The 10907-nt window shown below is 70.7% G+C and carries 9 protein-coding genes; 6 read left to right on the top strand and 3 right to left on the bottom strand.

Annotation, left to right across the window (positions count from 1 at the left end):
- The 4 genes from AB0J39_RS34355 to AB0J39_RS34340 all read left to right on the top strand — a co-directional run.
- The coding region (locus tag AB0J39_RS34355) for an HNH endonuclease signature motif containing protein (RefSeq protein ID WP_363472423.1) at positions 1 to 302 on the top strand (302 nt) is incomplete at its 5' end.
- Between the two features lie 37 nt (positions 303 to 339).
- Entirely contained in the window at positions 340 to 696 is a 357-nt protein-coding gene (locus AB0J39_RS34350) for an arsenate reductase family protein (RefSeq protein WP_363472422.1), read from the top strand.
- 28 nt (positions 697 to 724) lie between these two features.
- Positions 725 to 1222 carry a Cys-tRNA(Pro) deacylase gene (gene ybaK / locus AB0J39_RS34345; RefSeq protein ID WP_363472420.1) on the top strand — a complete coding sequence of 166 codons (498 nt, stop codon included), beginning with the start codon at positions 725 to 727 and terminating at the stop codon, positions 1220 to 1222.
- A 75-nt stretch (positions 1223 to 1297) separates the two neighbouring features.
- Positions 1298 to 2707 (top strand): amidase, encoded by a 1410-nt coding sequence (locus AB0J39_RS34340; RefSeq protein WP_363472417.1) that lies wholly within the window; start codon positions 1298 to 1300, stop codon positions 2705 to 2707.
- Positions 2708 to 2719: 12 nt separating this feature from the next.
- Here the strand turns inward: AB0J39_RS34340 and AB0J39_RS34335 are convergent, their stop codons facing one another.
- Positions 2720 to 3205 (bottom strand): hypothetical protein, encoded by a 486-nt coding sequence (locus AB0J39_RS34335; protein WP_363472416.1) that lies wholly within the window; start codon positions 3203 to 3205, stop codon positions 2720 to 2722.
- 101 nt (positions 3206 to 3306) lie between these two features.
- Between AB0J39_RS34335 and murA the strand changes: the two genes are divergently transcribed.
- Both murA and AB0J39_RS34325 read left to right on the top strand, forming a co-directional pair.
- Positions 3307 to 4611, top strand: a complete 1305-nt coding sequence (gene murA / locus AB0J39_RS34330) for a UDP-N-acetylglucosamine 1-carboxyvinyltransferase (protein ID WP_363472415.1) — start codon at positions 3307 to 3309, stop codon at positions 4609 to 4611.
- Between the two features lie 52 nt (positions 4612 to 4663).
- The gene (locus AB0J39_RS34325) at positions 4664 to 6865 is read left to right on the top strand and encodes a transglycosylase domain-containing protein (protein ID WP_363472414.1); all 2202 of its coding nucleotides are present in this window, start codon (positions 4664 to 4666) and stop codon (positions 6863 to 6865) included.
- Here the strand turns inward: AB0J39_RS34325 and dnaE are convergent.
- A complete protein-coding gene (gene dnaE, locus AB0J39_RS34320) occupies positions 6828 to 10349 on the bottom strand; it encodes a DNA polymerase III subunit alpha (RefSeq protein WP_363472413.1) in 3522 nt (1173 codons plus the stop codon). The genes AB0J39_RS34325 and dnaE overlap by 38 nt on opposite strands.
- Positions 10350 to 10428: 79 nt before the next feature.
- Positions 10429 to 10737: a chorismate mutase gene (locus AB0J39_RS34315; protein ID WP_363472425.1), complete on the bottom strand. Its 309-nt coding sequence runs from the start codon at positions 10735 to 10737 to the stop codon at positions 10429 to 10431.
- Between the last annotated feature and the right edge of the window lie 170 nt (positions 10738 to 10907).

Below are 10907 nucleotides of genomic sequence, written 5' to 3'. Positions count from 1 at the left end.
AGGTGCTGGACATGGGCCGCAAGGTCCGCCTGGCCACCCCGGCCCAGCGGCGGGCCGTCTTCGCCCGCTACGCCACCTGCTGGATCGACGGCTGCCCCCTGCCCGCCACCAGATGCCAGATCGACCACGCCGACAACTGGAGCACCGGCGGACTGACCGACCTCAAGCTCCTCGGCCCGGCCTGCCAGTTCCACAACCGCGACCGCTACCAACACCCCGACCGCTACACCCGCCGCAAGATCGGCGAAGACCGCTGGACCTTCACCTACCTCGGCCGGTTCGCGCCTTTCCGCCAGCGTTGACGGGCCCGCTCGCACCGTGGCGCGGGACAATGACCCTATGGAGATCTGGATCAATCCGGCCTGCTCGAAGTGCCGGTCGGCCTTGTCCCTGCTGGACGCCGAGGGCGCCGGGTACACGATTCGGCACTACCTGGAGGACCCGCCGAGCGCGGAGGAGCTCGCAGAGATGCTGCGGCGTCTCGGGCTGGAACCCTGGGACGTCGCCCGCCTCGGCGAGCCCGTCGCGGCGGAGCTGGGCATCGAGTCGTGGCCGCGCGACGAGGCGGCTCGCGGGCGGTGGATCGAGGCCATGACCGCTCACCCGATCCTGATCCAGCGGCCGATCATCACCGCCGACGACGGGACCGCCGTGGTCGCCCGCTCCCCCGAGGCCGTACGCTCCGTCCTGCCGTGACGAAGGGGCCCGCACTAGGCTTGCCGCCGTGAGCAAGACCAAGAGCAAGGGCGGCCAGGGCACTCCGGCGACCGTCGCCCTCACGCAGGCCAAGGCGGAGTTCACCCTTCACCCCTACGACCACGACCCGAACGCCCAGGCGTACGGCGAGGAGGCGGCCGACGCGCTCGGCCTGCCGTACGAGCAGATCTTCAAGACGCTGGTGGCGGAGACCGAGGCGGGCCTGGCGGTCGCGGTCGTGCCGGTCGCGGGCAAGCTCGACCTCAAGGCGTTCGCTGCGGCGCTGAAGGGCAAGCGGGCGGCGATGGCCGACGCGGCGAAGGTGGAGCGGGTCACCGGCTACGTGGTGGGAGGCATCAGCCCGCTCGGGCAGCGCAAGCGGCTGCCGACCGTGGTGGACGAGTCGGCGCTCGGCTTCGAGACGATCTACTTCTCCGCCGGGCGGCGTGGCCTGCAGATCGAGACGGCGCCGGGCAACCTCATCCGGCTCGCCCAGGCGGTGACCGCCCCCATCGCCAAGGCCTGAACCTGTCGAGTGTTGCCGTCGCCCGTCCGGCTCGCAGGCGTGAAACTGGCCGCAGACCGTAGGGAACGGGGAGATATGAACGAACTGGCCGGCCTCACCGCGACCGAGATGGCCGCGCTGCTCCGGGCCCGCGAGGTGAGCGCGGTCGAACTGACCGAGGCGTGCCTGCGGCGCATCGACGAGACGAACCCGCGGGTCAACGCCGTCGTCACGCTGACCGCGGAGCGGGCGCTCGACCAGGCCGCGCGCGCCGACGAGGACCTGCGGCGCGGGCACGTGCGCGGCCCGCTGCACGGCATCCCGGTCGCGCACAAGGACCTCGCCGACACCGCGGGCGTGCGGACCACGTACGGCTCACCGGCCTTCGCGAACCACGTGCCCACCGAGGACGACCCGCTGGTGCGGCGCATCCGTGAGGCGGGCGGGATCGCGCTCGGCAAGACGAACACCCCGGAGTTCGGCACCGGCTCGCACACGGTCAACGAGGTGTTCGGAGCGACGCGCAACCCCTACGACCTGTCGAAGAGCGCGGGCGGCAGCAGCGGCGGCGCCGCGGCGGCGCTGGCGTGCCGGATGGTGCCGCTCGCCGACGGCTCCGACATGGGCGGGTCGCTGCGCAACCCCGCGTCGTTCTGCAACGTGGCGGGCCTGCGGCCCACCCCCGGGCGGGTGCCCGCCAAGTCGGCGACGGCGGCCTGGTTCACGCTCAGCGTGCCGGGTCCGATGGCCCGCACGGCCGCCGACCTGGCGCTGTTCATGTCGGCCGTCGCCGGGTTCGACCCGGTCTCGCCGTTCTCGATCCGCGAGGACGGCTCGGCGTTCGCGGCGCCGCTGGACCTGCACCTCGCCGACATGGACCTCGCCGGCGTCCGCGTCGCCTTCAGCCCCGACCTGGGCGGCCTCCCGGTCGACCCGCGGACGGCCGCGGCGACGGCGCGAGCGGCCGAGACGCTGGCCGGGCTGGGCGCCAAGGTCGAGCAGGTGGACCTGGACCTGTCCGACGCCGAGGAGGCGTTCCGCGTCTACCGGTCGTGGTACTACGCGCTCAGTTTCGGCGACCTGCCCGAGGTGGGTCCCAACGTGGCCTGGAACGTGGAGCAGGGGCGACAGGTCACCGGGGCCGACCTCGCCCGGGCCGAGCGGCTGCGCACCGGGCTGTTCCACCGTATGCGGGAGTTCTTCGGCCGGTACGCCTTCCTCGTGGCGCCCGTCAGCCAGGTGCCGCCGTTCCCGGTCGAGCAGCCGTACGTCACGGAGGTGGCGGGGGTGGAGATGCCCGACTACCTGGCGTGGATGCGCTCGTGCTACTGGATCAGCGTGCTGCACGCGCCCGCGATGTCGGTGCCGTGCGGGTTCACGCCCGAGGGCCTGCCGGTCGGCCTGCAGATCGTCGGCAGGCCGTGGGCCGACATGGACGTCCTGCGTCTCGGGCACGCCTTCGAGCAGGCGACCGGCCTGTGGCGGACCGAGCCGGTCCTCGGCTAGGAGCGACGGGGCCTAGCGGCCGCGCTGGTTGTACGTCACGGCGAACTCGATGACCCAGAAGACCGCGGTGGCGACGAGCGGCCAGGCGAACAGCACGCCGTGCGCGGTCAGGTCCAGCGAGGCCGTGGTGGTGTAGCCGTCCGGTCCCGCCGCCTGGACCACGCCCTTGGCCGTGCCGCCGACCAGCATCGCGACGTACCCGGCGAGCAGCCCGCCGGTCGCGAGCCCCACGAGGACCTCGACCGGCCGGTCGCGCGACAGCACGTACCCCGCGACCGCGCAGACCAGGCCGAACGCGCCGGTGACGGCGGCGAACCAGCCGTCGGCCTCGATGAGGGACTGCGTCTCCGGGTCGGCCAGGTGCGGCGTCCCGTCGATCAGCACGTACCGCGTGGCGGGGGCGAGCGCCGACCAGACGTATCCGGCGACCACGCCAAGGACGGCGAGCACGAGGACGGTCACGACGGTCGTAGCCAGATTGCCCCTCAGATGCCGCACCGTCCAGATAGTACCCACATGGTAATCGGGACCGATCCCGTTACTCTTGCTGAAGCCGCGTGCAGGGGACGCACGGCATCGGTGTTGGCCAAGGAGGCCGAGTGAGCGAAGAGGTATGGCAGATCGACCCGTCCGGCCCGTTGCGGGGGGACGTGGAGGTCCGGGGATCGAAGAACGCGGTGTCCAAGCACATGGTGGCGGCGATGCTCGGGACGGGCCCGAGCACGCTGCACAACGCCCCCGAGGTCGGCGAGGTGGGGCTGACCGCCGCCATGCTCGAAGCCCTCGGCATCCATGTGGAGATCACCCCGGGTGAGATCACCATCGAGCGGGGCAGCGAGATCCGGCCGCGCGTGCCGGAGGAGTACACCGGGCTCAACCGCATCCCGATCCTGATGCTCGGCCCGCTGCTGCACCTGGCGGGCGAGGCGTTCGTCCCCCTCGTCGGCGGCGACCCCATCGGCAGGCGGCCGGTGAACTTCCACGTCGAGGCCCTGCGGTCGATGGGCGCGGAGATCGAGGTCGGCGACAACGGCATCACCGCCAAGGCGAGCCGCCTGCGCGGCAACCGCATCACGCTCCCCTACCCCAGCGTGGGCGCCACCGAGACGATCCTCATGACGGCGGTCCTGGCGGAGGGCAAGACCGTCATCAAGGGCGCGGCGATGGAGCCCGAGGTGGTGGAGCTGGCGCTGTTCCTCCAGCGCATGGGCGCGATGATCGAGCTTAGCCCGGACCGGCGCATCGTCATCGAGGGCGTCGAGAAGCTGCACGGCGCCTCCACCTGGCTGGCCGGCGACCGCATCGAGGCGTTCTCCTACCTGGTGGCGGGCCTGGTGACGGGCGGCGAGGTGCGCGTGCACGGCTGCCACCAGGACCGGCTCGTGACCGCCATCACCACGCTGGCGAGGATGGGCGCGCGGTTCGAGATAACCGACGAGTGGTTGTGCGCCTCGGCCCCGGACGGCCTGCGCGCGGCGGCGGTGCAGACCGACACCCACCCCGGTTTCATGACGGACTGGCAGACGCCGCTGATGGTGCTGTTCACCCGCGCCGAGGGCATGTCGGTGCTGCACGAGACGGTGTTCGAGAACCGGCTCGTGTACGTGCCCGCGCTGCAGAAGATGGGGTGCGAGATCGAGGTGTTCGCCCAGTGCCTGGGCGGCCCGGCGTGCCGCTATCACGACACCAACGCCAAGCACTCGGCGGTCGTACGCGGAGTCTCCAACCTGCGCGGGGCCGACGTCACGCTCCCCGACATCCGCGCCGGGTTCTCCGCGGTGCTGGCCGCCGCCGTGGCCGAGGGCACCTCGACCCTGCGGGGCGTCAACCACATCGAACGCGGTTACCACAGACCGTTCGAACAGTTCACCTCGCTCGGATTGAAGATCAACAGGATCACGTAAAGCTTTACGGCTCCCGGGTTTGGACAAACGCCAGAGGTCGCACTGATATCCCGTGACCTCTCGTCTTCTCGGCGTCACCGTCGGGCGCGCCGTCCTCGCGCTGGGCCTGTGCGGCACAGCCGGGGGCACCCTGGTCGCCGGGCTGGCCATGCCCTTCGTGGGCGGAGCCGGCCTGGCGGCCAGGAGCGCCGCGTCCACTCTCACCTACCTGCCCGCGCCGCTGCGCGAGGAGCCGCTGCCCGAGGTGACACGGCTGCTCGACCGCAACGGGCGTCAGATCGCGCAGTTCTACTACCAGAACCGGCAGTCGGTGCCGCTGAGCGCGGTCGCCCCGGTCATGCGCCGGGCCATCGTCGCCATCGAGGACGCCCGGTTCTACGAGCACGGCGGCCTCGACCTCAAGGGCACGCTGCGCGCCTTCGTCACCAACACCCGGGCCGGCGGGATCCGGCAGGGCGGCTCGTCCATCAGCCAGCAACTCGTCAAGAACATCATGCTGAACCAGGCCGAGTCGGAGGACGAGCGGGCGCAGGCCCTCGTGCGCTCGTTCCGCCGCAAACTCGACGAGCTGCGGTACGCGCTGGCGCTGGAGCGCAAATACACCAAGGACCAGATCCTCGAGCGTTACCTCAACATCGCCTACTTCGGCGCGGGGGCGTTCGGCGTGCAGGCCGCGGCCAAGCGGTTCTTCGGCGTCGACGCCGCCGACCTGACGCTCACGCAGGCCGCGACGCTCGCCGGCGTCGTGCGCACGCCGTACGACACCGATCCCTCCCTGGGCGACGAGCACAGGGACCGGCTGCGGGCCCGGCGCGACCTGGTCCTGGGCCGGATGGCCGAGCTCGGGGTGATCGACGGCAACGTGGCGCGGACCGCCGCCGCCGAGCCGCTGGGGCTGCGCCTGCGGCCCGAGCCCGGCGGCTGCGCCGGCAGCGCCTACCCCTTCTTCTGCGTGTACGTGGAACGCGAGGTGCTCAGCAACCCCGCGTTCGGCTACACCAGGGCCGACCGGGAGCGGCGCCTGCAGCGGGGCGGGCTGACCATCTGGACGACCGTCGACCCGGTCGCGCAGCGGGCCGCGGCGCGTGCCATCGCCGCGCGGGTCAGACCGCGCGACAACCAGGTCGCGTCGGAGACCATGATCGAGCCGGGCACCGGGCACATCCGCGCGATGGCGGTGAGCAAGCGGTACGGGCGCAACCCGCACGACCGCGACCTCGGGCCCGCCACCACCTACAACCTGGCGGCCGACACGGCGCACGGCGGCGGGCTCGGCCTGCAGGCGGGCTCCACGTTCAAGGTGTTCACGCTGGCCACCGCGCTCAAGCAGGGGATGCGGTTCGGCGACGGCTTCACGATCCCCGGCTCGTACGTCCCGTCGTACGGCTATCGCGACTGCTCGGGCAGGGCCGTCAACGACCCGAAAACGGTCATCCACAACGCGGGCGGCGAGGGCGGCGGCGGGCCGTACAGCCTGGAGATGGGCACCTGGCAGTCGGTGAACATCTTCTACATGCGGCTGGAGCGCGAGGTCGGCCTGTGCGACGTCGTGCAGACGGCCAGGTCACTGGGCATCAGGCGGGCGGACGGCGCGCCGCTGCACGAGGTGCCGACGTTCACGCTGGGGGCCAACGAGATGGACCCGACCACCGTGGCGGCGGCGTATGCGGCGCTGGCCGCCCGTGGCCGCTACTGCCGGCCGCTGGCCATCACCGCCGTGGTGGAACGTGACGGCACCCGCACCGACATCCCGCCGGCGTGCGTGAGCGCGATCGAGCCCGAGGTCGCCGACGCGGTGAGCCATGTGCTCACGGGGGTCTTCACCAGGGGCACGATGCGCGGCCAGTCCATCGGGCGGCCCGCCGCGGGCAAGACGGGCACCAACAACGGGTACACCTCGGCCTGGTTCGCCGGGTACACCCCCGGCCTCGCGGCCGCCGTGAGCGTGGGCGACATCCGCGGCTCCTACCGCTATCCGCTCACCGGCGTCACCATCGGCGGCCGCTACTACGGCTCGGTGCAGGGCGCCTCGCTGCCCGGCCCGATCTGGGTGGACTCGATGCGCGCGGCGCTGCGGGACGTCCCCGTGTACGGCTTCGTCCCGCCCGACATGGCCCGGTTCGGCGGCGGGTTCACGCCGGGCCTGAAGGAGGCGCTGGAGAAGCAGCGCAAGAAGAAGGAGAAGAAGAAGCGGGAGCGGGAGGCCGAGCGGCCGGTCAGCCGGCCAGGCAGGCCGGACCGAGCAGCTGCTTGAGGTCGCCCATCAGGGCCGGCGAGGGGCTCACGCGGAGCCGGTCGTCCAGCCGCATGACCGTCGTACGCGGCCCGTTGTGCACCTGGAGGTGGACCTCCGTGGTCCCCGGGTGGGTGGTGAGCACCTCCTTGAGCCGGCCGACGACGGGCGGCGTGCAGCGGTTGATCGGCATGCTCACCACCAGCGGCCCGCCCGACTCGGCGGTGAGGTCCGGCGCGGTCACCTCCATCGCGATGATCTTCGCGACGTCCTCCCGCTTGTCGATCCGGCCCTTGACGAAGACGATCGCGTCCTCGGCGAGCACGGTCGCGCAGAGCTGGTAGGCCGACGGGAAGATCATGACCTCGATCGAGCCCTCCAGGTCCTCCAGCATGGTGAGGACCCAGGTGTCGCCCTTCTTGGTCACCTTGCGCTGCAGGCCCGACAGGATGCCGCCGACCGTGACGACCTGCCCGTCGGGGCGGCTGTCGTCCTGCAGCGCCGCGATCGAGCAGTCGGCGCCCGCCGACAGGATGTGCTCGACGCCGAACAACGGGTGGTCGGAGACGTACAGGCCGAGCATCTCCCGCTCGAACTGCAGCAGCGTCGTCTTGTCCCACTCCCCCGGCGGGATCTGCACGTCGAAGGTCTGGTCCTCGCCGCCGTCGATCGCGCCGAACAGCGAGTCCTGGCCGATGGCCTCGTTCTTCTTGATGTCGATGATCGCGTCCACGGCCTGCTCGTGGACCATCAGCAGACCCTTGCGCACGTGCCCGAACGAGTCGAACGCGCCCGACTTGATCAGCGACTCGATGACCCGCTTGTTGCAGACGACCGCCGGAACCTTGCGCAGGAAGTCCTTGAAGTCGGTGAACCTGCCCTTCTCCTTGCGCGCCGCGATGATCCCGTCCACGACGTTCGCGCCGACGTTGCGGATGGCCGACAGGCCGAACCGGATGTCGGTGCCGCGCGGGGTGAAGTCGAAGTCGGAGTCGTTGACGTCCGGCGGGAGCACCGTGATGCCCATGCGGCGGCACTCGTTGAGGTAGAGGGCCGACTTGTCCTTGTCGTCCTTGACGCTGGTCAGCAGCGCCGCCATGTACTCGGCCGGGTAGTTGGCCTTGAGGTAGGCGGTCCAGTACGACACCAGGCCGTATCCGGCGGTGTGGGCCTTGTTGAAGGCGTAGTCGGAGAACGGGAGAAGGATGTCCCACAGGGCCTTGATGGCCGCAGCGGAGAACCCGTTCTCCTTCATGCCCTTCTCGAAGAACTCGAACTGCTTGTCCAGCTCGGACTTCTTCTTCTTGCCCATCGCGCGGCGGAGCAGGTCGGCGCCGCCGAGCGTGTAGTTGGCCACCTTCTGCGCGATGGCCATGACCTGCTCCTGATACACGATCAGGCCGTGGGTCGTGCTGAGGATGTCCTTGAGCGGCTCCTCCAGCTCGGGGTGGATCGGGGTGATCTCCTGCTGGCCGTTCTTGCGCAGGGCGTAGTTGGTGTGCGAGTTGGCGCCCATCGGGCCGGGCCGGTAGAGCGCGAGGGCCGCGGAGATGTCCTCGAAGTTGTCGGGCTTCATCAGCCGCAGCAGCGTGCGCATGCCGCCGCCGTCCAGCTGGAAGATGCCGAGCGTGTCGCCCTTGGCCAGCAGCTCGTACGTTTTGGTGTCGTCGAGCGGGAGGTCGAGCAGCTCGATCCTGTTCCCGGTGTTGCCCTCGATCATCTTCAGGCAGTCGTCGATGATCGTGAGGTTGCGCAGGCCCAGGAAGTCCATCTTCAGCAGGCCGAGCGTCTCGCAGGTCGGGTAGTCGAACTGCGTGATGATCGCGCCGTCGGAGTCGCGGCGCATGATCGGGATGTGGTCGGTCAGCGGCTCGGCCGACATGATGACGCCCGCGGCGTGCACGCCGGTCTGCCGGATCAGGCCCTCCAGGCCGCGCCCGAGGTCGATCGTCGCCTTGACGTCGACGTCCTCCTCGTACAGCTTGCGCAGCTCGCCCGCCTCGTTGTAGCGCGGGTGGTCGGCGTCGAAGATGCCCGACAGCGGGATGTCCTTGCCCATCACGGCCGGGGGGAACGCCTTGGAGATGCGGTCGCCCAGCGCGTACGGGTAACCGAGGACGCGGCCGGCGTCCTTCACGGCCGCCTTCGCCTTGATGGTGCCGAACGTGGCGATCATGGCGACCTTGTCGGCGCCCCACTTCTCGGTCACGTAGCGGATCACGTCGGCGCGCCGGCGCTCGTCGAAGTCGATGTCGATGTCGGGCATCGAGACGCGCTCGGGGTTGAGGAACCGCTCGAAGATCAGGCCGTGCGGGATCGGGTCGAGGTCGGTGATGCCCAGCGCGTACGCGACCAGCGAGCCGGCGGCCGAACCACGGCCGGGGCCGACCCGGATGCCGTTGTTCTTCGCCCACATGATGAAGTCGGCGACCACGAGGAAGTAGCTCGGGAAGCCCATCTGGAGGATGACGCCGATCTCGTTCTCGACCCAGGCGCGGTGCTCCTCGTCCACGCCGCCCGGGAAGCGGCGCTTCATGCCCTCCCAGACCTGCTGCCGGAAGTACTCCTCCTCCGTCAGCCCCTCGGGGATCGGGTAGGTCGGCATCAGGTTGTGGTACGGGAAGAAGCCCTCGGGGTCGACCTTCTCGGCCACCAGCAGCGTGTTGCGGCAGCCCTCCTGCCAGATGTCGGAGGAGTCGACCGCCCGCATCTCGTCGGCGGACTTGACGTAGTAGCCGCTGCCGTCGAACCGGAACCGGTCGGGGTCGCTGAGCTGCTTGCCCGTCTGGATGCACAGGAGGGCGTCGTGGCCGGCGGCGTCGGACTCGTAGGTGTAGTGGGAGTCGTTGGTGACGACCGGCGGGATGTCCAGCTCCCGGCTGATGCGGATGAGGCCGTCGCGGACCCGCCGCTCGATGTCGAGGCCGTGGTCCATGATCTCCAGGAAGTAGTTGTCCTTCCCGAAGATCTCCTGGTACTTCGCCGCGGCCTTGAGCGCCTGGTCGTACTGGCCGAGCCGCAGGCGGGTCTGCACCTCGCCGGAGGGGCAGCCGGTGGTGGCCATCAGGCCCTCGGCGTGCTCCGCGAGGATGTCGGCGTCCATCCGGGCCCACTTGCGGACGAAGCCCTCGGTGTAGGCGCGCGAACTGAGCTTCATCAGGTTCTGCAGCCCGGCCTTGTTCCGCGCCCAGATCGTCATGTGGGTGTAGTAGCCACCCGCCGAGACGTCGTCGCTCTTCTGGTGCGGCTCACCCCACACCACCGGCTTCTTGTGCATGCGCGACTCGGGCGCGACGTACGCCTCGATGCCGAGGATGGGCTTCACCCCGGCGGCGGTCGCCTGCTTGTAGAAGTCGTAGGCGCCGTGCATGTTGCCGTGGTCGGTGATCGCGATCGCGGGCATCTCCAGCTCGCCCACGAGTTTGAACATCTGCTTCAGCCGCGCCGCTCCGTCGAGCATCGAGTACTCGGTGTGGACGTGCAGATGCACAAACGAATCACCCATGAGACCCCCATCGTCACCGGACCGCGGACCAGAGCCTACGCCGTGATCGCGAACCAGTGGGACTCAGGTGAGGCAGAGTTTATCTCCGGTCCTCGCCGTCCCGCGTCTCCTCCGACAGGCGCAGTCCGGCCTCGATCACGGCGTTCATTATCGGGGCGAGCAGCCCGGCGCCGAGGCTGGGGGCGCGGCGGGCCATGGCCGCGACGAGGCGGCGCTCGCGCTCCATGTCCCGGCCCCGGAAGCCGCCGACGGGCTTGAGGCGCTGGATCCGCCCGGCCAGCCCGGCCCGGCGTTCGAGGAGCGTGGCGAGGGCCGCGTCCACGCGGTCGATCGCGCTCCGGGCCCCGTCGATGGTCTCGGGCGCCTCCGGCCGCACGACCGCCGCCACGACGGTCGCCGCCTCGTGCGCCGCCGCGAGGGCCCGCACGGGCGCGCCCGGGCCGACCAGCAGGCCGTCCGCTCCCGCCGCCACCGCCGCGTCCGCCAGCGCGCCGTCGCCGCCCAGCCCGGCGAGCACGGGGCGGCCGGTGCGCTCCCGCGCCGCGCGCATGAGCCCGA

Source organism: Microbispora sp. NPDC049633 (assembly GCF_040675265.1).
GTDB classification, from domain to species: domain Bacteria; phylum Actinomycetota; class Actinomycetes; order Streptosporangiales; family Streptosporangiaceae; genus Microbispora; species Microbispora maris.
Note: the sequence above shows the minus strand (reverse complement) of the source record. Positions and strands in the feature narration are given on the sequence as shown.